Here is a 21,039-nt window from a genome sequence, read left to right on the forward strand (position 1 = left end):
TAAAAATGATCGCGGGGCTGGTCGCGTGCGTTGGCCGAGTCTCCACACCGGAAGTCAATTCAAGAGACAAGGAGTCATCTCATGCGCTTGAAAAGCGTTGCAGCCGTTTTCGTCGCAGCCGTCATGGCCGTTCAGGTATCCGCCGCGCAGGCTGCCTCCCCGCAGAATATTTTTGAAGTCGACTATGTCCTGTCGAACCTCAAGAAAGGGGTGACGACGAAGGATCAGGTCCTGGAGCACTTCGGTGAGCCGACCAAGCGCGATGTTAAGTTGACCTCTGAGGGCGGCGCTTCCGAGACTCTGATCTATCTGAAAGGCGCGCCCAAGAAGGCGGCCAAGTCCGGTGGGACAGGCTTCGGGAAGATGATGGGGTCATTGCGTGGGATCGTCTCTGACGTTTCCAGTGCCACGGGCAAGAATGTGACTGGAACCACGTATGCGCAAAGCTACGACGCGCAGCGTCGTGCGGAAGCGGCCGATCGGCTCGCCGCGCGAGCGGGAAGTGCGCAGGGCGATGCGGAGGATGCAGGCAGTGATGGTGCATCGCGCCTGACGATCCAGCTCAAGGATGGCGTTGTCAGCTCTTACGCAATGGACTGAGCACCATCCACGGTTATTTTGAGAATGGCCCCGATTTCGGGGCCATTTGTTTTCTGCGCATCCTTTCTCCAGTCCACTGCGGGTGTTGTTTGCCGCCTCACGCTCCAGCGCGGACAATGAGGGCCTGATCCCTGCACAGGAACCTCCATGACCATCCTCCGCATGAGCGACCTCGATCTGTCCGGCAAGCGCGTGTTGATCCGCCAGGATCTCAACGTGCCGATCGAGAACGGGCAGATCACCTCCGAGCAGCGCATCACCGCCTCGGTGCCGACGCTGAAGGCGGCGCTTGAGCAGGGGGCGGCGGTCATGGTGACGTCCCATCTGGGCCGCCCGAAGGAGGGGACCTGGAGCCAGGAGGAGTCGCTGGCGCCGGTCGCCGAGCGCCTCACGGCCTTGTTGGGCGTGAAGGTGAACCTGGTGCGTGATTGGGTGGACGGCGTCGAGGTCGAGCCGGGTCACGTGGTGCTGCTCGAGAACTGCCGCATGAATGTCGGCGAGGCCAAGGACGACGAGGCCCTCTCAAAGAAATATGCCGCACTGTGCGACGTGTTCGTCATGGATGCTTTCGGCACCGCGCATCGCGCGCAGGCCTCGACCCATGGTGTCATCAAGTACGCGCCGGTCGCCGTGGGCGGCCCCCTGCTGATGGCCGAGCTCGATGCCCTGGACAAGGCCCTGGCCGATCCGGCCCGTCCCCTGCTGGCCATCGTCGCGGGCAGCAAGGTGTCCACCAAGCTCGAGCTGCTGTCCAACCTGGTCGACAAGGTGGATCAACTCATCGTGGGCGGCGGCATCGCCAATACGTTCATTGCTGCGGCGGGGCATTCGGTCGGCAAGTCGCTGTGCGAGCCGGACCTGCTGGAGACCGCGTGCAAGATCGTCGCCGATGCGAAGGCGCGTGGGGCCGAGATCCCCCTGCCGACCGACGTGGTGGTTGCCAAGCAGTTCCTGCCCGATGCTGCTGCGACGGTGAAGTCGCTGGACGCGGTCGAGGACGATGACCTGATCCTGGACATCGGCCCGGACACCGCGCAGGCCTATGCCGATCGCATCGCAAAGGCGGGGACAGTGGTCTGGAACGGCCCGGTAGGCGTGTTCGAATTCGACGCCTTCGGCAAGGGGACCGAGACCCTGGCGCGCGCGATTGCCGCCTCGTCTGCCTTCTCCATTGCCGGTGGCGGCGACACCCTGGCGGCCGTCGACAAATACGGCATCGCCGAGGACGTGTCCTACATCTCGACCGGTGGCGGCGCGTTCCTCGAATTCCTCGAAGGCAAGACCCTGCCGGCCGTGGCGGCGCTGGACGCGCGCGGTTGATCTCGTGATCTCGCACCGGCCCGGCGCGTTTTCGCGTCGGGCCGGTCGCGCTGCGGTCCCTTCTCAAGCGAGCGTCATCCATGCGGTCTTTCCCGATTGTGTTCTTCGACCTGGACGGCACCCTGGTCGATTCCGAGCCCGGCATCATCAACGGCATCCAGCACGTGTTTTCCTCGCTTGGGCGCCCCGTGCCAGAGGCCAAAACATTGCGCCCCTGGATTGGCCCGCCGATGCGCGACAGTTTCCAGGCGGCCTTTGCCGACGAGGCGCTGGTGGCGCAGGCGCTGTCGTTGTACCGCGCCCGTTACGACACGATTGGCTGGACCGAGCTATCGGTCTATGCCGGCATTCCGGAGCTCATCGGCGCGCTGCATGCGCAAGGGCGCAGACTGGCCGTGGTGACCTCGAAGAACGAGCGCTCGGCGCGCCAGATCCTGTCCGGGCTCCCGTTCGGCGCCTGCTTCTCGGACATCATCGGCGCCAGCGACGACGGGTCACGACGCTTCAAGCCCGATCTGATCGCCGAGGCGCTGCGGCGCCTGGAGGCCGAGTCAGGGCAGTGCGTGATGATCGGAGACCGGCGCATGGACATCGACGGCGCCAACCACCATCACATGCATAGTATCGGCGTGCTTTGGGGATTTGGTGATCGCGACGAACTTGAGCAGGCCGGTGCGGGCGCCGTCGTGACCAGTCCGGCAGCGCTTCAACAACTCTTGGTCTGATGGCGCATCGCGTCCCGCGCGCGCCGCTGGGAATTCGCGCAGTAAGATGCCAATAAAATACCATTTTGGAGTGGTGGCGTGACTTGTCTGATTCCGTTAAATCCATTTCAGATCAATGATTTGAATCTAGGTGCTTGATGCGCTCCGGTGGCGCGTGCGGTCTTGGTTGCATCGCACAAGCGGACCACAAGCAGTCCTGTGATAGCGTTTACCGCTTCGGAGGACATCATGAACACGACACAGCAGCGCCGCACCAAGATTCTTGCCACCCTCGGGCCCTCAACCGACGCACCTGGCGTGCTGGAAAAGCTCTTCCGGGCGGGGGTCAACGTGGTCCGCCTGAACTTCTCCCACGGATCGCCCGATAGCCAGCGCCAGCGCGCCGAAGCGGTGCGGGCCGCCGCTGCCGCGGTCGGCGCGGAGGTGGGCATCATGGCCGACCTGCCGGGGCCAAAGATCCGCATCGAGCGCTTTGCCGCCGGCAAGGTCTACCTGAAGGCGGGCGCACGGTTCGATCTGGTCGCCGAAGCCGATGCACCTCCAGGCGACGAGCAGCAGGTCGGTGTGAGCTACCTGGGGCTGCCAGGCGATGTGGCGCCGGACGATGTGCTGCTGCTGGACGACGGCATGCTCCAGCTGCGGGTCAAGCAGGTACAGGGCCAGCGGATCATCACCGAAGTCCTCAACGACGCCGCCCTGAGTGACCGCAAGGGCCTGAACAAGCAGGGAGGCGGTCTGTCCCTGGGCGCGCTGACGCCGCATGATCATGACCTCATCAAGGTCGCGGCCGACATCGGCGTGGATTTCATCGCTGTGTCCTTCTGCCGCAATGCGGCGGACATGGAAGAGGCGCGGGCCAGCGCCCGCAAACACGGCAGCGATGCCCACGTGGTGTCCAAGGTCGAACGTGCCGAGGCGATCGCCAATCTCAAGGAAGTCGTCGGCGCCAGCGACGTGGTCATGGTCGCGCGTGGCGATCTGGGCGTGGAGGTCGGCGATGCCGAGCTGCCCGGCCTGCAGAAACAGATCATTCGCGAGGCGATCGAGCAGAACAAGGTCGTCATCACTGCGACCCAGATGCTGCAGTCCATGGTCGAAAGCCCGTTGCCCACGCGCGCGGAGGTCATGGACGTGGCCAATGCCGTGATCGATGGCACCGACGCGGTCATGCTGTCGGGGGAAACGGCGGCTGGGCAGTATCCGGTGCTGGCCGTCGAAGCGATGGCGCGCATCTGCGTGGGCGCCGAGCGTTCCTTCGCCATGGATACCGATTTCGAGGCCGCCCAGCGCAACCTGCAGCGGGCCGACCACGCCATCGCCATGGCCACGATGTTCCTGTCCGAGCACATCGGCCTGGGCGGCGTGGTGGCGCTGACCGAGTCCGGCGGGACGGCGGGCTTTCTGTCGCGCTTCCGCTCCTCGGTTCCGGTCTATGCCTTCTCACGGCACGACGCCGCGCGGCGCCGCATGTCCATGATGCGTGGCGTCACGCCGATCGCCTTCGATAGCCGCGGCATGGTCCCGCGCGAGGCCGCGCGTGCCAGCATCCAGATGCTGGTCCAAAGCGGCTTGCTGGCCGCAGGCGACCGGGTGGTGTTCACCAGCGGCGAGCACATGGAAACCCATGGTGCGACCAACACCCTGCGCCTGCTCGAAGTCGGCGCCGATGGGCGCGCCAGCGGGCTGGGCGAGCTGTAATCCGCCCCGCTTGCGTCCACTTGAGCGGGCGGCGCTGCGGACGGGTCTGGCGATGGCGGCCGCTATAATCGCGGCCTTTCCCGCTGTCGTGACAGGATCTCCATGAGCGTTGAAGAGCTCGCAGAAACCGCGCTCGCCCTGGTCTCGCCAGGCAAGGGCCTGATCGCCATCGACGAGTCGTCGAACACGATCGCCAAGCGGTTCGCCAGCGTGGGGGTCGAGAACAGCGCGGAGCATCGCCGCCGCTACCGCGAGTTGTTGATCACCACGCCGGACCTCAATGCGTCCATTTCCGGCGCGATTCTGTTCGACGAGACCATCCAGCAGTCCACCCGGGATGACGTCCCGTTCGCGCGTTACCTGGCCGACCACGACATCATCCCCGGCATCAGGGTCGACAAAGGCGCCGTACCGCTGGCTGGCTGCCCGGGGGAGCTGATCACCGAGGGGCTGGATGGTCTGCGCGATCGCCTCAAGGCGTACTACGCGCTGGGCGCCCGGTTCGCCAAATGGCGGGCCGTGATCACGATGGGTGACGACATTCCTTCCGGAACCTGCCTTGAGACCAATGCGCACGCGCTGGCCCGGTTCGCCGCGCTCTGCCAGGAGCAGGGGTTGGTGCCGGTCGTCGAGCCAGAAGTGCTGATGGATGGCGATCACGACCTCCAGACCAGCTACGAAGTGACCGAGGCGATGCTGCGCTCGCTGTTCGGCGCGCTCTACGACCAGAACGTCCTGCTCGAAGGGACGATCCTGCGGGCCTCGATGATCTTGCCGGGCAAGTCCTGCGACGAGCAGGCCAGCGTCGAAGAGGTCGCCGAAGCTACCGTGATGTGCCTGAAAAGCACGGTGCCGGCAATCCTGCCGGGCGTAGTGTTCCTGTCGGGCGGTCAGTCCGACCGTGATGCCACGGCGCATCTCGATGCGATGAACCGCATGGGCAAGCTGCCCTGGGCGCTGAGCTTTTCCTATGGGCGTGCGCTTCAGCAGGCCGCGCTGTCGCATTGGTCCAAGGACCTGGCCGGCAACTTCGCCAAGGCCCAGTCCATCGTCGCCAAGTGGGCACAGGCCAACAGCCAGGCCGCTCTGGGGCAGTGGAACGGTTGAGCCTGCAACGTCGGCCCAATCTGTCAGGTCGAGATAGACGACAACGCCGGCGGAAGCCGGCGTTGTCGCGTGTGGCTGAAAGACCTGGGAAGCTTGTGCCTGCCGGCCTCTGCGTCTTAGCGTAGGCCCGACAGGCGCATGTAGCCGTCGATGATCTCGTGGCCCCAGAAGAACACAATCCAGCCAGCGATGGCCAGGTAGGGGCCAAACGGGATCTGGGTGGAGCGATCGCGACCCTTCAGGGCCAGCCATGCGCCGCCGATGACAACGCCAACCACGGAGGAGAACAGGATGGTCGGCAGGATGCCCGTCAGCCCGGTCCAGGCGCCGATGGCGGCCAGCAGCTTGAAGTCGCCATGGCCCATGCCCTCCTTCCCCGTGAGCTGTTTGAACAGCCACCACACTGACCAGAGCGAGACGTAGCCGGCGATCGCGCCGAGCAGGGCGGGCTTGGGCTGGACGTAGAGATGCTCGAGGCTGGCGATCAAGCCCAACCACATCAGCGGCAGGGTGAGGTCATCGGGCAGCAGCCGCGTCCGCAGGTCGATGCCGGACAGCGCGACCAGGAAACAACTCAACAGCGCAGCGCCGAAACCCTGCCAGCCGAAGCCAAATCGCCAGACGCAGGCCAGCGCCAGCACCGCGACCAACAGCTCCACGGCCGGGTATTGCACCGAGATCGGCGCATGGCAGTGCCGACACCGTCCACGCAGCGCCAGCCAGCTGAACAGCGGGATGTTCTCGAACCAGGACAACCTGTGCTTGCAGTGGGGGCAGTGCGACGGCTCCACTACGATGCCTGGCGGGGGCGGGTCGTAGATCTCCGGCTGCTCCAGGATCTCGTTGGCATCCTGGCGAGACTGCCACTCCAAGCGGCGCGGTAGGCGCAGGATCACCACGTTGAGGAAGCTGCCGACCATGAGGCCGAGCGCCCCGGCGACCGGATAGCCCAGTCCGGGGTGTTGATCAAGGAACGACATCGATCAGCCGACCACCGCGCCGAGTTTGAAGATCGGGAGATACATGCCGATCACCATACCGCCGACCAGGACGCCCAGAATCACCATGATCGCAGGCTCGATCAGGCTGCTCAGCGCGTCCACTGCGTTGTTGACTTCCTGCTCGAAGTATTCGGCGACCTTGAACAGCATGGTGTCCAGTGCGCCGGCTTCCTCACCGATGGCGGTCATCTGGATGACCATGTGCGGGAACAGGTTGGTCTGCTTCATCGCCATGTTCACGGGGTAGCCGACCGCGACGTCGTCGCGAATGCGCAGGACCGCTTTTTCGTAGACTGTGCTGCCGGTGGCCCCCGCGACGGTGTCGAGGGCTTCGACCAAGGGCACGCCCGCCTTGAAGGTCACCGCCAAGGTGCGTGCGAAGCGTGCGATCGCGCTGTTGTTGAGGATCTGGCCGATGACGGGGATCTTCAACAGCGCACGGTCCACTGCGTGCTGCATCGGGATTGATCGCTTAAGCGCAAAGATAAACGCAAACGCACCACCACCGGCGACGATCAAAGCGAGCCACCAGTAGGTGGTGGCTACCTTGGATGCAGCGACGATCATTTTGGTGAAGGCCGGAAGATCTGCACCAAAGCTGGCGAACACGGCCTCGAACTGTGGTACCACAAAGATCAACAGAATCGCACTCACGATCAGGGCGACCGCGATCGTCATCGCGGGATAGAACATCGCCTTCTTGATCTTGCCCTTCAGCGCTTCGAGGTTTTCCTTGTAGGTCGCAATGGTGTCCAGCACCGTTTCCAGTACACCTGCGCCTTCGCCCGCGCGGACAAGGTTGCGATACAGCTCATCGAACTGGACCGGGTATTTGCTGATCGCCTCGGACAGGGATGAGCCGCCTTCGATGTCGGTGCGAATTCCCTCGATCATCTTCTTCATGCGCGGGTTCTTGTGCCCGCCGCCGATGATCTCCAGCGAAGTGATGATGGGGACGCCGGATTTCATCATCGTCGCCATCTGGCGACTGAAGAATGCAATGTCGCCTGGCTTGATCGGCTTGCCGGCAGAACCGAACAACGGCTTCGGCTTCGGCTTCACCACCGTGGGCGTGATGCCTTTCGCACGCAGCTCGGCGCGGAGCAGGTTCGCGTTCCTCGCGTCCTGCTCGCCCTTCATCTTGACGCCACGCTTGTCGGCCCCCTGCCAGACGAACGTGGAAAGCTGCTTTGTGTTGCGCGCGACCGGAGTGGACTTCCGAGCGGCTGAACGGGTTACGGCCATGATGGTTCCCCAGATGCCGGCATCCCCATGCCGGGTTGCTCGATTCGCATCTTAGCGGGTTCTCCCCGCAAAACAATGCGTAAGTCCGCGATTCGGCGGGTCTTTCAGATGAGCTCACCGAGGCCGGCGCCGCATCCTAAAGTCGAAGCGGGCGGGGCGTGACAGGCGTCTGCCCCGCCGTTACAGGCGATCAGTCCTTGGTGACGCGATTGATCTCGGCCAGCCCGGTTAACCCCTGCTTGACCTTCCACAGCGCCGATTGGCGCAGGTCGCGGATCTTAGAGCGCTGGGCGGCCTCGGCGATCTGGATGGCACCACCGCCTTCCAGCACGATCGTGGCGATCTCGTCGGTCATCGGCATGACCTGATAGATGCCCAGCCGGCCCTTGTAGCCTTCAGTGCACTCATCGCAGCCCACCGGCTCGTAGACGGTGAAACCTTCGTCCAGCTCTTGCTGGGTGAATCCTTCGGCCAGCAGGGCGTGCGGAGGAATGTCGTGGGGACGCTTGCAGTTGGAGCACAGGCGTCGGGCCAAGCGTTGGGCGATGACCAAGGTGACCGAGCTGGTGATGTTGTAGGGCGCGATACCCATGTTCATCAGGCGGGCAATGGTCTGCGGGGCATCGTTGGTATGCAGGGTGGACAGCACCATGTGACCGGTCTGCGCCGCCTTGATCGCGATTTCCGCAGTTTCCAGGTCGCGGATCTCGCCGACCATGATGATGTCGGGGTCCTGACGCAGAAAGCTGCGCAGTGCCGCGGCGAAGGTCATGCCGCGCTTGTTGTTCTGCTGGACCTGGTTGACGCCCGGCAGGCGGATTTCCACCGGGTCCTCGGCGGTGGAAATGTTGCGCGTTTCATCGTTCAGGATGCCGAGCGCGGTATACAGCGACACGGTCTTGCCGGAGCCGGTCGGGCCGGTGACCAGCACCATGCCGTAGGGCTTGTGGATCGCATCCATGAACAGCTTTTGCTGGTCTGGCTCGTAACCTAGCTTGTCGATGCCCAGCTTGGCGGCGCTGCCGTCCAGGATACGCAGCACGATCTTCTCGCCGAACAGAGTCGGCAGAGTGCTGACGCGGAAGTCGATCTGCCGGGTCTTGGAGAGGTTGAGCTTGATACGCCCGTCCTGGGGGACGCGCTTTTCCGCGATGTCCAGCTGGGACATGACCTTCAGGCGGGCGGCGATGCGCTGATTGAGCTTCTGCGGCGCCTTGGCGACATTCTTCAGGATGCCGTCGATGCGCAAGCGCACCCGATAGTCGGTTTCGTAGGGCTCGAAATGGATGTCCGACGCGCCGCGACGGATGGCGTCGACCAGCACCTTGTTGACGAACTTGACCACGGGGGTGTCTTCGCCCTTGGCATCGATGCCGGTATCGCCGCTGATGTCGTCATCGCCGCCACTGGTGTCCAGGTTTTCAAGGCCATCCTCATCCCCGCCCAACCCGCCGAGGGAGTCAGACGCATTGCTCCAGGCCTCCAGCGTGCGCTTGAGCTGATCGTCGGCGACCAGGATCGGCTCCACCACCAAATTGGTGTGGAACTTGATCTCATCCAGCGCCTGCATCTTGGTCGGATCGGAGACGCCGACATAGAGCTTGTTGCCGCGCTTGAACAGTGGCAGTACCTGATGCTTCTGAAGCAGTTCCTCGCTGACCAGCTTGAGCGCGTTCTGGGAGGCGTCGAAGGCGCTGGCATCGATGAGGGGGATGCCGAATTCGATCGCGTTGGCTGCCGCGAGCTGCGCAGGCGCAACGAGCTTTTTTTCTTGGATCCACTGCGCCAGCGGCACTTTGGCCTGCGTGGCCTCCGCCATCGCAGTGCGCGCAGCGCCCTCCTCCAAGGCGCCGTCCATGACCAGTCGGCGGGCAATCCCGGTAATGCCGACCAAGTTAGGCGTTTGACTGGTGGCGACAGCGTTCACGTTGCGTGCTCCCTACGAATGAAAGTTTTGAGCTGCGATTAGATCGCGATATCCGATCTCGTCCGGGCCGTGCTCGCTGCTCAGCTTCGGCAGTTGGCGGGGACATAGGCCGGATCCCCTGACACTAGCGTACATGTCCAGATGATGGGCGCATCAGCGTTGAACTCAGGCGACAGCTGCAAAGTCACGGCACCGGCGCGCGCTGTTGTGGAGACCGCCAGGATGCCGCTGCTGCTACAGGACAGTGACTGGACATTCTCTGTGGCAACCGTCAGATCAGTAACGCCGCTGCAGGCACTGGAGGCATCAAGCGCATTCTGGTTGTTGATATTTTCCGAAACAATGGCCTTGGCAGCAGCCATCATGGAAATCGCCTCTGACACCCGCGCCCTGGTCACATAGCCTTGATACGCAGGCAGCGCGATGGCGGCCAGGATGGCAACAATGGCGACCACGATCATCAGTTCGATGAGGGTAAAGCCTCTTGTTTGCTTCATTTCCGTTGCCCGCTTGGGATGTATGGTGTGACGCTTCCACGAAGTTGCATGTAATTGGCTTGCCGGGCAACCCATAAAGCATGGGCCCGCACTTGGCGGGCCCATGCTTTGGCAAGATGCCGATTCAAAGAGCTTATTAGCCGCGGCAGGTAGCCGGAACATGCTTCGCTTCGCCCGAAGTATGGGTGCATACCCAGGTAATCGGCGCATCGTTATCTGCCTGCGTCGGGGTCAGCACCAGAACGGGATCCGTCGTAGCGCCGGTTGCCTTAGTGGTGACGGTGATCTCGCCTCCGTCTGCGATCGCCACGCTCTTCACATAGTCGGTAGCGTCATCTTTAAGTGAGAAACCTGCGTTATCGGTCGTGACGTTCGCAAGTCCACCAAGCGACTGCGCTGCTTCTGACACAGCCAGCTTCGCTGCGTCAGCCTGGACCAAGCCTTCGGACACCTTGGCGCGAATGGTGTAATCCTGATAGGCCGGCAGTGCGATGGCGGCCAGGATGGCGATGATGGCGACCACGATCATCAGTTCGATGAGGGTGAAACCGCCCTGCATGTTCTTCTTCATGAAGTACTTCCTTTGTTGGCTGGATGGATTGCTTGGGGACACTGTCTCCCCCGTGTCCCCGGACTGTCGCGGACCGTGGGTGCCGTGGCTGACCCACGTGCAGGAAAGGTTCAGCAGAAAGCGTGCCAACCCATGCGAGGGGCGTGTTCGGTCGTTTTCGCTGGACAGGCGGTCGGGTGGTCCAGGCGAGTCGGGAGGGCTGGGTCAGTCGTGACAGGTTGCGTCACAAGGTGACGCGATGGGTCATGAGGGCGTGGATGTCGATGCGTGCATGGGCCAAATGAGCGCGTAATCACGCTTTCCGGCAAGGGTTGTTCGCGTGCAGAGCATGGCGCGATGCCAGGCTGTTGTTCGCAGGCTCAGGTCTGCTGCGGCGCGCAGGTGGCCCCGGCGAACGAGACGTCACGAGGAATCGTGGGTCGTGTGGGTGCGTGCCGGTGCCTGCGCGGTCGCTTCGCGTCTCGTTGCCGGGGGGGGGGGGGCGAATCCGGCCGTCGCGATCCGGGACGCCCCCTCAACTCGGTACGGGGAGCGTCGCGGGCCTGACGTGGCGCCCAGGCGGCCTTAGGCCGCGCAGCCCTCACCAGGGATGACGCCCTTGATCCGGATCAGGCGCCACTGCTGGTACAAGGATCTCTATTCGATCCCGAGCTTCTTGAGCTTGTAGCGCAGGGCGCGGAACGTGATGCCCAGCTGCGCGGCGGCTTTGGTCTTGTTCCAGCGGTTGTCTTCCAGCGCCTTGTGGATGGCCGCGCGTTCCATCTGTTCGATGTAGGAGGGCAGCGGGCCTTCCGCCTCGCTGGCGGGTTGGGGCTGTCCCGACGAGGCTGGCTGTTGCCCGAAGGCGGGCGGAGCCGAGCGGAAAGGGTCATAGTCCTGCGGCGCCGGCTGCGTCGAAGACTGGGGCGCGGCGCGGCGCTCGACCTGCGGCAGGCGCAGGTCGGCCGCATCGATGGCGTCCTCGTCGGCCATGGCCATGGCGCGCTCCAGGATGTTCTCCAGTTCGCGCACATTGCCCGGGAACGGGTACTGCGCCAGCAGGTCCAGCGCCACCGGTGAGAGCTGCGGGGGCTGGCGCTGCTGGTGCCCGGCCAGGCGGGTCAGGATGGCCTTGGTGAGTTGGGGCAGGTCGCCGGTGCGCTCGCGCAGGGGCGGGACGCGTAGTTCGATCACGTTGATGCGGTAGTACAGGTCGTGACGGAAGCGGCCATCGTGGGCCAGTTCGCCCAGGTCCTTGTGCGTGGCCGACAGGATGCGCACATCGACCTGGACCTCGCTGGAGGCGCCGACCGGGCGCACGGCCTTTTCCTGGATGGCGCGCAGCAGCTTGACCTGCATCGGCAAGGGCAGTTCGGCCACCTCGTCCAGGAACAGCGTGCCGCCACTGGCGGCCTGGAACAGGCCCTGTTTGTCGGCATGGGCGCCGGTGAAACTGCCTTTCTTGTGGCCGAAGAACTCGCTCTCCATCAGCTCGGCCGGGATCGCGCCGCAGTTGACCGGGACGAAGGGGCCGGACGCACGCGCGCCTTGCTCGTGGATGGTGCGGGCGACCAGTTCCTTGCCCACGCCGGATTCGCCCAGGATATAGACCGGGGCCTGGCTGCGGGCCACCTTGGAAATGGTGGCGCGCAGGTCTTCCATCGCCGGCGAATCGCCGAGCAGGCGCATGGCGTGCTGGGGCGGGGCCGGTGCGGGCGCCGGGCGCTCGGTGTTGTTGAGCTCCAGGGCGTGCCTGACCAGCCCGCGCAGGACGGTGAGATCCACCGGCTTGCTGACGAAGTCGAAGGCGCCGGCCTTGAGCGCCTCCACGGCCAGTTCGACGTTACCGAAGGCGGTGATCATCGCCACCGGGGTCTTGGGAAAGTTGGCCGAGATCTCGCTGACCAGTTCGATGCCGTTGCCGTCGGGCAGGCGCATGTCGGTAAAGCACAGGTCGTAGGGGTTGCGGGACAACAATTCGCGGGCCTCGCCAAGGTTGGCGGCGGTATCGATCCGGATGCCCATGCGTCCCAGGGTCAGGGTCAGCAGCTCTCGGATGTCGCGCTCGTCGTCGACGATCAGGGCGCTACGGGGGTCGCTCATCGTGGTCTCGCGTTGCTTCGCCGTCAGTCTACTCACTGAACAGCAGGTTGGGGGAGGCGTCACGCTGACGCGATTTTACTCGCAAGGCAAGGTAGGTCAGGCCGAAAGCAGGGAATTGGGGCCGGGCATGGCGATGCGGAAGCAGCTGCCGCCGCCGGGCACGGGGACGTATTCCAGGTTGGACTGGTTGGCCCGACAGAGCTCGCGGGCGATGTATAGCCCCAGGCCGGTGCCGTGCTCGGAGGTGGTGAAGAAGGGGCGAAACAGTTGCGCCGCCACGGCAGGGGGAATGCCCGGGCCGCGGTCCAACACATCGACCATCGCCCGGTTGTCCAGTTGGAATACGCGCACGCGGATGCGGGCGGGTTCGCCGGGCAGCCGCCCGTAGTTCAAGGCGTTGTGGACCAGGACGGTCACCACCTGGTGCAGGTGCCGGGGGTCGATGAGGGCCATGACCGGGCGATTGCCGGTGACCGCCTCCAGGCTGTCGGTCTCGATGGACATCGACTGCTGGTAATCGTCCACGAATTGGCGCGCGAAGGCGTTGAGCTCGGTGTGTTCGGCGATGGCGCGTTCGCGCCTGGCCAGACCCAGCACGCTCTCCACGATGCCATTGGTGCGCTGGCACTGCTGGTGGATGATGCCCAGCAGATGCCGGTCGCTGGGATTGAACTCGCGGGATTCCTCGAGCAACTGGACCGCATAGTTGATGGCGGCCAGCGGATTGCGGATCTCGTGGGCGAGGCTGGCCGAAAAGCGGCCCAGGGCGGCCAGGGTGAGCGATTCGGCGCGTCGCGAGACCACCGTGGCGTCGTCCAGGAACACCAGCGCCAGCTCGCTACCCGCCAGCAGGCGCGCAAAGCGAGGTTGGATATCGGGCTGGTCCTGGCCCAGGGGCATGGGCGCCTCATCCTCCTGCGCCCCGGCCCGCCAGCGCTGCAGTCGCCTGGCCAATTCCGGGGAGACGTCCTGCAGCCGCGCCTCTCCCGATGGATCGCTGACTGCGGTGCCCAGCAGGCCGGTGGCGGCCTCGTTGGCCAGTTTGACCCGGTTGTCCCGGTCCACCACGACCACGCCGGTGCGCATGCGGCGGATGATCAGTTCATTGACCTCAACCAGATTGGCGACCTCGACGCCACGCGCTTCTGCGAGCTGCTGGCTGCGGCGTGCGCGCAAGCCGACCTGGACGGCGAGCAGGCCCACGGCGAAATAGCTGACGCAGAACATGATCACTTCGGCGACCGGTCGAGCCGAGCTGTTGAGTGTGAAGGTCGCGACGAGGTATTCGATGAAATGGGCCGTGGTCGCCCCAATGGCCACGCCGATGCCCCAGCGCAGCGGCAGCAGCGTACAGGCGGCCGCGACGTTGAAGAGCAGCAGCATCGCCACCCCCGGCGCGGCGGCCGGTAAGGCATAGGTGATCAGGCAGGCGACCTCGATATCCACGCAGACACCGATCATGACGATCGGCAGCAGGTGCTTCTCGTTGCGCCCCAGGAAGAACATGGCCAGCGAAAAGGCGAGATAGAACACCGTGACCCCGGTCGCCAGCATGGGGGACTGGGCCTGGTCGTTGTCCAGTACGTCCGAGAGCGGGCTGAACAGGAGTCCGGCCAGGATGCCCGCCTCCAGGACGCGGTACAGCGCCAGGAAATACAGCTCGCGACGGGGCGCTGAGGCCAGGGACAGTGCAGAGTGTTTCACGGCCCAGTGCTCAAGTTGGGGGAATCCTTCCACTGGATGGAACGAACCGAAGTATAGAGGGCGGCAGCCAAACTGACGCTTTTGCGTCGCAACACGCCCTTGGGCGACAATGCGCGGCCCATCGGCGCCCGGTTGCCCCTGTTCGTGGGGCGCGCGGCGGCGCGCGATGCGTACTGACCTTATTAATACGGTGACGCATGAATTTCCACGAATATCAGGCAAAACAGCTGTTTGCCGAGTACGGCATCCCGGTGCCGGCCGGACGCACCGCGTCCACGCCGGACGAAGCGGTCGAAGCGGCCAACGCCTTGGGCAACGGCCCCTGGATGGTCAAGGCCCAGATCCATGCGGGCGGTCGCGGCAAGGCTGGCGGCGTGAAGTTCTGCAAGACCACCGACGACGTCAAGGCCGCCGCGGCCAAGATGCTCGGCACCAAGATGGAAACCTACCAGTCCGCCGGCGTGGCCCTGCCGATCGGCCTGGTCCTGGTGACCGAAGCCGGTGAGATCGCCAAGGAGCTGTACCTGTCGGTGCTGGTGGACCGCGGGACCCAGTCCATCACCTACATCGCCTCGTCCGAAGGCGGCGTGGACATCGAGCAGGTGGCCGCCGAGACGCCCGAGAAGATCCAGACCCTCAACGTCAACTTCGTCGAAGGCCTGCAGCCCTACCAGGGCCGCGAGATCGGCTTCAAGCTGGGCCTGACCGCCAAGCAGTCCAACCAACTGGCCAAGATCATGATCGGCCTGTACGAGCTGTTCAACGCCAAGGACCTGTCCCTGGTCGAGTTGAACCCGCTGGCGATCCTGGATTCCGGTGACCTGTACGCGCTGGACGGCAAGGTCAACTCCGACGACAACGCCACCTTCCGCCACAAGGATCTGGCCGCCATGCGCGACAAGACCCAGGAAGACGAGGCCGAGGTGCGTGCCAGCGAGTACGACCTGAACTACGTGACCATGGACGGCGACATCGGCTGCATGGTCAACGGTGCCGGCCTGGCCATGGCCACCATGGACGTGATCGCCCTCAACGGCGGCTCGCCGGCCAACTTCCTGGACGTGGGCGGCGGTGCGACCAAGGAGCGCGTGACCGAGGCGTTCAAGCTGATCCTGTCCTCGGACAAGGTCAAGGCGATCTTCGTCAACATCTTCGGCGGCATCGTGCGCTGCGACATGATCGCCGAAGGCATCATCGCCGCGGTCAAGGAAGTGGACGTCAAGGTCCCGGTGATCGTGCGTCTGGAAGGCACCAACGTGGAAGCCGGCAAGAAGCTGCTGGCCGAGTCCGGCCTGGCCATCACTCCGGCCGACGACATCAACGACGGCGCCAAGAAGTCCGTCGCCGCTGTCGCCGCCTGACGTATTCCTGGTTCGGGACGGAGCCCTACCCAGCCCCCTTGAGTCAAGGGGGCGGCAGCGCCGCACAGCGGCGTTGCGGGGGGGGAAGTACGCCCAAGCGGCGTTTCGCACCGCGAAATGCCGCATCGTTCCGAAGCCGACCAAATAGCAGAACTCTCAAGGACTCAAACGCATGTCTGTCTTGATCAACAAGAACACCAAGGTGATCGTGCAGGGCTTCACCGGCCAGCAGGGCACCTTCCACGCCACACAGATGGTGGAATACGGCACCCAGGTCGTCGGCGGCGTCACGCCCGGCAAGGGCGGCACCACCCACATCGAGCTGCCGGTGTTCAACACCGTGGCAGAGGCCGTGAAGGCCACCGGCGCCAACGCTTCGGTCATCTACGTGCCGCCGCCGTTCGCGGCCGACGCGATCCTCGAAGCCGCCGCCGCCGGCATCAAGGTCATCGTCTGCATCACCGAGGGCATCCCGGTGCTGGACATGCTGCGCGTCAAGAACGTGCTCAAGTCGCACCCGGACGTGGTCCTGGTCGGCCCCAACTGCCCCGGCATCATCACCCCGGGCGAGTGCAAGATCGGCATCATGCCGGGCCACATCCACCAGCCGGGCAAGATCGGCATCGTGTCGCGTTCGGGCACGCTGACCTATGAAGCGGTCAAGCAGACCACCGCTGCCGGCCTGGGCCAGTCCACCGTCATCGGCATCGGCGGCGACCCGATCAACGGCCTGAACTTCGTCGACTGCCTCAAGCTGTTCAACGAAGACCCGCAGACCGAAGGCATCATCATGGTTGGCGAGATCGGCGGCGACGCCGAGGAAGCTGGCGCCGAGTACATCAAGGCCCACGTCAAGAAGCCGGTCGTCGGCTTCATCGCCGGCGCCTCGGCCCCTCCGGGCAAGCGCATGGGCCACGCCGGTGCGATCGCTTCTGGCGGTTCGGGCACGGCCGCGGGCAAGTTCGCCGCGATGGAAGCCGCGGGCGTCAAGACCGTCCGCTCGCCGGGCGACCTGGGCGCGGCCATCGCCGAGCTGGTGAAGTAAGACCGCCCGCGCGCCCAAGCGCGCGTGGCGTTGAAGACGGGTCGCCTGCGGGCGGCCCGTTTTCGTTTGCAGCAGCGGAACGTGGACGACCGCAACCATCCGTGCCGGCCGCTGCGTTTCGTGTTTGCGTAAGGCAGGGGGCAAAATGCCCATTCGCCTGTCCCTCGATTGATGCCTGTCATGTATCTGCTTGCCTTTGAGACCTCCACCGAAGCCTGTTCGGTCGCGCTGCACATCGACGGGCGTGTGCTCGAACACTTCGAGCTTGCCCCGCGCCGGCATGCGGAGCTGGCCCTGCCCTGGGCGCAGGCGCTGCTGGAGGAAGCCGGCATCGCAAAGTCCCAGCTCGATGCCATCGCCGTGGGGCGAGGCCCGGGGGCCTTCACTGGCGTCCGCCTGGCCATCGCCCTGGGGCAGGGGCTGGCGCTGGCGCTGGACCGCCCGCTGATCCCCGTGTCGACCTTGCAGGCGCTGGCACTGCGTGCCCCGCAAGGCGCCGGCAAGGTCGTGACCGCGATCGACGCGCGCATGGGAGAGGTCTATGTCGCCTGCTTCCAGCGTGAGGGTGCGTCGCTGCGCGGGCTCGATGCCGAGCAGGTCATGGCGCCGGACCGGGTCAGGCTGGCCGATGGACAGCCGGGATGGTCGGCGGTCGGGACCGGCTTCGCCGCGGCCGAGGGCATGCTGCGCGACCGGCTGGCCGCGCAGCTTGACCAGGTGGATGCGCAGGCGCTGCCGCATGCCGCCGATGTGGCGACGTTGGCCCTCCAGGCCTATGCCCGTGGCGAGCGGCCCGCGCCGGAATCGGTGGAGCCCGCCTATCTGCGCAACAACGTGGCCCTGACCCTGGAAGAACAGCGCGCCGCACGCGCGGCCAAGCAGGCGGGCTGACGGCGCGCACGGTTTCCGACCAACCCTGTTGGGGGCGTGGTGCAGCGGAATGTCTTCTCGCGGATCGCGGCCTGGCCGTGTACGGACTCGGCCTGGATCGCGTGGCATCGACGGGGCGCGATCCAGACCGCACTGCCGCCCCTGACGTCGGGACCGCCACCGTGCGATCGGAGATTCTGTGACTACTGGTCGCGCACTTCGCCACCCGGCAGAAACACCCAGGTCCGGGTGACATGCAGGATGTCGATGTTTTCCGAGGTGTGGGGAAGGGGCGGGAAGGGGGCGGCCAGGCGCACGATGCGCAGGGCGGTCGAATCCAGCAATGGGATGCCGCTGGACTGGATGATGCGGCTCTGTTCGACGCTGCCGTCACGCCGCACCGCCACCGAGATCACCACCTGGCCCGACAGGCGCCTGCGGCGTGCCTCGTCGGGATAATTGAGGTTGCCCACGCGCTCGGCGCGGTCCACCCAGGTGCGCAGGTAGTCGGCCCAGGCGTATTCGCGTGTGCTGGCCGAGACGAACTTGCGCTTGGGCCGCTTGGCGTAGAGCTCCGAGCGCAGGTGGATCTCGGCGGCCAGGCGTGCCATCTCGGCGTCGTGCTCGATCTTCTGCTCGCCATGCGGCAGGTCCGGCCGGTCCGGCTGTGGCCGGGATTCCTGCGCAGGGGTGGTGATCTGGCTGTCGCGGGTGGTCACCACCCGCGCCTGCGGCGGCGGCGCGGCATCGGGCGACTGCGCGCGCAGCGGTTGTGGCGACACGCCCGCCTCGGCCTGGGGCACCCAGCCGGCCTGGGCCTCGCGCGGCCGCTGCGCCTTGTCCCGGTCGCCACCGCCTTGCTGGTTGGCCGCGGCCAGGAAGTCGGCTTGCTTCGGGGTGAGTGGCGTGCTGGTCTGGCTGAGGATCACATCCAGGGTCGGGATGACCGGCGCGTTGTCATCCAAGGTGAAGCCTAGGCCGAGCAGCACAATCCCGTGTACCAGCAGTGACAGCGCCAATGTGGCGCCGAGCCTGGCGTTCTCGTCGATCCGGGGCGCGGCCAGTTGCGCGGACACGCTCAGGCCTGGAGCTTGCGCTCGATCGCGTCGAACAGCTGCCCGGCGATGTTCAGGCCAAACTGGGCGTCCAGTTCGCGCACGCAGGTCGGGCTGGTGACATTGACCTCGGTCAGGTAGTCGCCGATGACATCCAGGCCGACGAACAGCATGCCGCGCGCCTTCATCACCGGGCCGACCTGGCTGGCGATCCAGCGGTCGCGCTCGCTGATCGGACGGCCTTCGCCCCGCCCGCCCGCGGCCAGGTTGCCACGGAACTCGTCGCCTTGCGGGATGCGCGCCAGGCAGTAGTCGACCACCTCGCCATCGACCAGCAGCACGCGCTTGTCGCCGGCGCTGATGTCGGGCAGGAACTTCTGCGCCAGGGCCAGCTTGCGGCCGCCGTCGGTCAGGGTTTCCAGGATGACGTTGAGGTTGGGGTCGCCGGTGCCGGTGCGGAAGATCGAACGTCCGCCCATGCCGTCCAGGGGCTTGAGCACGGCCTGTCCATGCTCGATGACGAACGCCTTCAGCTCGGCCGCACTGCGGCTGACCCGGGTCGGCGGGCAGCACTGTGGGAACAGCAGCGCGGCCAGCTTCTCGTTGTAGTCGCGCAGGCCTTGCGGGTTGTTGACCACCAGGGCGCCGGCGTTCTGGGCAACCTCCAATACCTGGGTGTCGTAGATGAACTCCGGATCGACCGGCGGATCCTTGCGCATCAACACGACCTGGCCGGGGCCGAACGTCGTTTCGACCACCTCGCCCAGGGTGTACCAGCCTGCCTTGTCATCGGCCACGGTCAGCGGCGCGGTCCGGGCCAGGGCCTGTCCGTCCCGCAGCGAGAGGCTTCCGGGCATCACATAGTGCAGGCGGTGACCACGGCGCTGGGCTTCCAGCAGCATGGCGAAGGTGGTGTCCTTGGCGATCTTGATCGACCCGATCGGGTCCATCACCACGTTGACGTCGGCTTGCATGTTCGGGTGCCGGGAGGAAGCGGGGGACAAGCCGGCGATGTTAGCAGGCGCTGACTGTGACCTGTTCTGCAAGCCACGTCACATAGTGTGCTGAACGGGCTGCGCCGTCTTGACAGGGCAAGCCGCGCGGTGGGATATAGACGGCTTCGCAGCGGTGCCATCCAGAAAGTGCCGCGCGCAAGGGGAATGATCTGCGATGACAGACAACGACAGCCAGGCCGGCAGTTTCGGCGGCCTGCGGGTGATGGTGATCGATGATTCGAAGACCATCCGGCGAACCGCCGAAACCTTGCTCAAGCGGGAAGGCTGCGAGGTCGTGACCGCGACCGATGGATTCGAGGCGCTGGCCAAGATCGCCGACCAGCAGCCCCAGATCATCTTCGTGGACATCATGATGCCGCGTCTGGACGGGTACCAGACCTGCGCACTGATCAAGAACAATCAGGTCTTCAGGTCCACGCCGGTGATCATGCTGTCCTCCAAGGACGGGCTGTTCGACAAGGCGCGCGGCCGCATCGTCGGTTCCGAGCAGTACCTCACCAAACCGTTCACGCGGGAGGAACTGCTCGACGCCATCCGTACCCACGTGGCCGCCTGAGCAAGGGACAACGCCATGGACGCCGCCTCCCGACATCGCCACGCCGCCTCCGTCGTCCGCCCCGCGGGCCAGCCCGGAGCGCAGCCGTGATCCGGACCCCGTTCGACATCCTGGCCGACTACGAGCGCCGCAGCCTGGCCCATGCCGTGGCCCTGCCCGAAGTCCACGCCGGCAACGACCAGTGGCGTGGCGTGGCCTACCGCATCGGCTCGCGGCGGCTGGTTTCCAGCTTCGACGAGGTCGTGGAGATCGTCCGCATCCCGCCGATCACGCCGGTGCCCGGTGCACAGTCCTGGCTGCTGGGCGTGGGCAACCTGCGCGGCAACCTGTTTCCGGTGATCGACCTGAAGCAGTTTCTGCAGGGAGAGCGCACGGTGATGCATGAGGGGCAGCGGGTGCTGGTGATGCGCCAGTCCGGGGGCGACGTGGCGCTGACCATCGACGAGCTCTACGGGCAGCGCAGCTTCGAGGCGGTGCAATCCACCGACCCAGGCGCGCTGTCCGAGGGACGCTTCGGGCATTTCGTTTCCCAGGCCTTCTCCAGCGAGGGGCAGGCATGGGGCGTGTTTTCGCTGTCCTTGCTGGCGCGCACACCCGAGTTCAGACACGCGGCGCAGTAGCGCCGGTAGTCACGGCCGCGGCGGGGAGCCGCGGATCGC

19 protein-coding genes are annotated in these 21,039 nt (G+C 65.3%); 10 read left to right on the forward strand and 9 right to left on the reverse strand.

The window, feature by feature from the left end:
- The first annotated feature begins 81 nt into the window (after positions 1–81).
- The 5 genes from PJ250_RS13040 to PJ250_RS13060 all read left to right on the forward strand — a co-directional run bounded on the left by PJ250_RS13040 (position 82) and on the right by PJ250_RS13060 (position 5,450).
- Positions 82–600 (forward strand): hypothetical protein, encoded by a 519-nt coding sequence (locus PJ250_RS13040; protein ID WP_271645005.1) that lies wholly within the window; start codon positions 82–84, stop codon positions 598–600.
- Between the two features lie 147 nt (positions 601–747).
- Positions 748–1,920, forward strand: coding sequence for a phosphoglycerate kinase (locus PJ250_RS13045; RefSeq protein WP_271645006.1), 1,173 nt, complete (start codon positions 748–750; stop codon positions 1,918–1,920).
- Between the two features lie 80 nt (positions 1,921–2,000).
- Entirely contained in the window at positions 2,001–2,645 is a 645-nt protein-coding gene (locus PJ250_RS13050) for an HAD hydrolase-like protein (RefSeq protein WP_271645007.1), read from the forward strand.
- A gap of 228 nt (positions 2,646–2,873) precedes the next feature.
- Positions 2,874–4,343 carry a pyruvate kinase gene (gene pyk / locus PJ250_RS13055; protein WP_271645009.1) on the forward strand — a complete coding sequence of 490 codons (1,470 nt, stop codon included), beginning with the start codon at positions 2,874–2,876 and terminating at the stop codon, positions 4,341–4,343.
- Between the two features lie 102 nt (positions 4,344–4,445).
- Positions 4,446–5,450, forward strand: a complete 1,005-nt coding sequence (locus PJ250_RS13060; RefSeq protein WP_271645010.1) for a class I fructose-bisphosphate aldolase — start codon at positions 4,446–4,448, stop codon at positions 5,448–5,450.
- Between the two features lie 116 nt (positions 5,451–5,566).
- Here the strand turns inward: PJ250_RS13060 and PJ250_RS13065 are convergent, their stop codons facing one another.
- From PJ250_RS13065 to PJ250_RS13095, 7 genes are all read right to left on the reverse strand, one after another.
- Positions 5,567–6,430, reverse strand: a complete 864-nt coding sequence (locus PJ250_RS13065; protein WP_271645011.1) for a prepilin peptidase — start codon at positions 6,428–6,430, stop codon at positions 5,567–5,569.
- Between the two features lie 3 nt (positions 6,431–6,433).
- Entirely contained in the window at positions 6,434–7,696 is a 1,263-nt protein-coding gene (locus tag PJ250_RS13070) for a type II secretion system F family protein (RefSeq protein ID WP_271645012.1), read from the reverse strand.
- A gap of 190 nt (positions 7,697–7,886) precedes the next feature.
- A complete protein-coding gene (gene pilB / locus PJ250_RS13075; RefSeq protein WP_271645013.1) occupies positions 7,887–9,623 on the reverse strand; it encodes a type IV-A pilus assembly ATPase PilB in 1,737 nt (578 codons plus the stop codon).
- A gap of 80 nt (positions 9,624–9,703) precedes the next feature.
- A complete protein-coding gene (locus PJ250_RS13080; protein WP_271645014.1) occupies positions 9,704–10,120 on the reverse strand; it encodes a pilin in 417 nt (138 codons plus the stop codon).
- Positions 10,121–10,256: 136 nt separating this feature from the next.
- Positions 10,257–10,691: a pilin gene (locus tag PJ250_RS13085; protein WP_271645015.1), complete on the reverse strand. Its 435-nt coding sequence runs from the start codon at positions 10,689–10,691 to the stop codon at positions 10,257–10,259.
- Positions 10,692–11,327: 636 nt separating this feature from the next.
- The gene (locus PJ250_RS13090; RefSeq protein ID WP_271645017.1) at positions 11,328–12,773 is read right to left on the reverse strand and encodes a sigma-54-dependent transcriptional regulator; all 1,446 of its coding nucleotides are present in this window, start codon (positions 12,771–12,773) and stop codon (positions 11,328–11,330) included.
- A 96-nt stretch (positions 12,774–12,869) separates the two neighbouring features.
- A complete protein-coding gene (locus PJ250_RS13095) occupies positions 12,870–14,477 on the reverse strand; it encodes a sensor histidine kinase (protein WP_271645018.1) in 1,608 nt (535 codons plus the stop codon).
- Positions 14,478–14,674: 197 nt separating this feature from the next.
- Between PJ250_RS13095 and sucC the strand changes: the two genes are divergently transcribed.
- The 3 genes from sucC (at position 14,675) to tsaB (ending at position 17,774) form a co-directional block, all read left to right on the forward strand.
- A complete protein-coding gene (gene sucC / locus PJ250_RS13100) occupies positions 14,675–15,838 on the forward strand; it encodes an ADP-forming succinate--CoA ligase subunit beta (protein ID WP_271645019.1) in 1,164 nt (387 codons plus the stop codon).
- A gap of 172 nt (positions 15,839–16,010) precedes the next feature.
- Positions 16,011–16,883, forward strand: a complete 873-nt coding sequence (gene sucD, locus PJ250_RS13105; protein WP_271645020.1) for a succinate--CoA ligase subunit alpha — start codon at positions 16,011–16,013, stop codon at positions 16,881–16,883.
- A gap of 180 nt (positions 16,884–17,063) precedes the next feature.
- On the forward strand, positions 17,064–17,774 hold the full coding sequence (gene tsaB / locus PJ250_RS13110) for a tRNA (adenosine(37)-N6)-threonylcarbamoyltransferase complex dimerization subunit type 1 TsaB (RefSeq protein ID WP_271645021.1): 711 nt from the start codon (positions 17,064–17,066) through the stop codon (positions 17,772–17,774).
- A 182-nt stretch (positions 17,775–17,956) separates the two neighbouring features.
- On the opposite strand, the gene PJ250_RS13115 is transcribed toward tsaB, so the two are convergent.
- Both PJ250_RS13115 and gshB read right to left on the reverse strand, forming a co-directional pair.
- Positions 17,957–18,835, reverse strand: coding sequence for an energy transducer TonB family protein (locus tag PJ250_RS13115; RefSeq protein ID WP_271648636.1), 879 nt, complete (start codon positions 18,833–18,835; stop codon positions 17,957–17,959).
- Entirely contained in the window at positions 18,832–19,782 is a 951-nt protein-coding gene (gshB, locus tag PJ250_RS13120) for a glutathione synthase (protein ID WP_271645022.1), read from the reverse strand. The genes PJ250_RS13115 and gshB overlap by 4 nt, the downstream gene beginning before the upstream one ends.
- A gap of 196 nt (positions 19,783–19,978) precedes the next feature.
- On the opposite strand from gshB, the gene pilG reads away from it, so the two are divergent.
- Together pilG and PJ250_RS13130 are read left to right on the forward strand one after the other, a co-directional pair.
- Entirely contained in the window at positions 19,979–20,380 is a 402-nt protein-coding gene (pilG, locus tag PJ250_RS13125; protein ID WP_271645023.1) for a twitching motility response regulator PilG, read from the forward strand.
- A gap of 89 nt (positions 20,381–20,469) precedes the next feature.
- Positions 20,470–21,000, forward strand: coding sequence for a chemotaxis protein CheW (locus PJ250_RS13130; RefSeq protein ID WP_271648637.1), 531 nt, complete (start codon positions 20,470–20,472; stop codon positions 20,998–21,000).
- Positions 21,001–21,039: the final 39 nt, after the last annotated feature.

Origin of the sequence: Pseudoxanthomonas sp. JBR18 (genome assembly GCF_028198165.1) — a bacterium.
Lineage (GTDB): Bacteria > Pseudomonadota > Gammaproteobacteria > Xanthomonadales > Xanthomonadaceae > Pseudoxanthomonas_A.

What these genes read in the sequence shown, in the direction of transcription:
- gshB (WP_271645022.1), bottom strand. Translation starts at nt 19,782, where the DNA reads ATGCAAGCCGACGTCAACGTGGTGATGGACCCGATCGGGTCGATCAAG.
- PJ250_RS13090 (WP_271645017.1), bottom strand. Translation starts at nt 12,773, where the DNA reads ATGAGCGACCCCCGTAGCGCCCTGATCGTCGACGACGAGCGCGACATC.
- PJ250_RS13050 (WP_271645007.1), top strand. Translation starts at nt 2,001, where the DNA reads ATGCGGTCTTTCCCGATTGTGTTCTTCGACCTGGACGGCACCCTGGTC.
- PJ250_RS13045 (WP_271645006.1), top strand. Translation starts at nt 748, where the DNA reads ATGACCATCCTCCGCATGAGCGACCTCGATCTGTCCGGCAAGCGCGTG.
- PJ250_RS13080 (WP_271645014.1), bottom strand. Translation starts at nt 10,120, where the DNA reads ATGAAGCAAACAAGAGGCTTTACCCTCATCGAACTGATGATCGTGGTC.
- PJ250_RS13085 (WP_271645015.1), bottom strand. Translation starts at nt 10,691, where the DNA reads ATGAAGAAGAACATGCAGGGCGGTTTCACCCTCATCGAACTGATGATC.
- pyk (WP_271645009.1), top strand. Translation starts at nt 2,874, where the DNA reads ATGAACACGACACAGCAGCGCCGCACCAAGATTCTTGCCACCCTCGGG.
- sucC (WP_271645019.1), top strand. Translation starts at nt 14,675, where the DNA reads ATGAATTTCCACGAATATCAGGCAAAACAGCTGTTTGCCGAGTACGGC.
- pilG (WP_271645023.1), top strand. Translation starts at nt 19,979, where the DNA reads ATGACAGACAACGACAGCCAGGCCGGCAGTTTCGGCGGCCTGCGGGTG.
- PJ250_RS13065 (WP_271645011.1), bottom strand. Translation starts at nt 6,430, where the DNA reads ATGTCGTTCCTTGATCAACACCCCGGACTGGGCTATCCGGTCGCCGGG.
- sucD (WP_271645020.1), top strand. Translation starts at nt 16,011, where the DNA reads ATGTCTGTCTTGATCAACAAGAACACCAAGGTGATCGTGCAGGGCTTC.
- PJ250_RS13070 (WP_271645012.1), bottom strand. Translation starts at nt 7,696, where the DNA reads ATGGCCGTAACCCGTTCAGCCGCTCGGAAGTCCACTCCGGTCGCGCGC.
- PJ250_RS13060 (WP_271645010.1), top strand. Translation starts at nt 4,446, where the DNA reads ATGAGCGTTGAAGAGCTCGCAGAAACCGCGCTCGCCCTGGTCTCGCCA.
- tsaB (WP_271645021.1), top strand. Translation starts at nt 17,064, where the DNA reads ATGTATCTGCTTGCCTTTGAGACCTCCACCGAAGCCTGTTCGGTCGCG.
- PJ250_RS13040 (WP_271645005.1), top strand. Translation starts at nt 82, where the DNA reads ATGCGCTTGAAAAGCGTTGCAGCCGTTTTCGTCGCAGCCGTCATGGCC.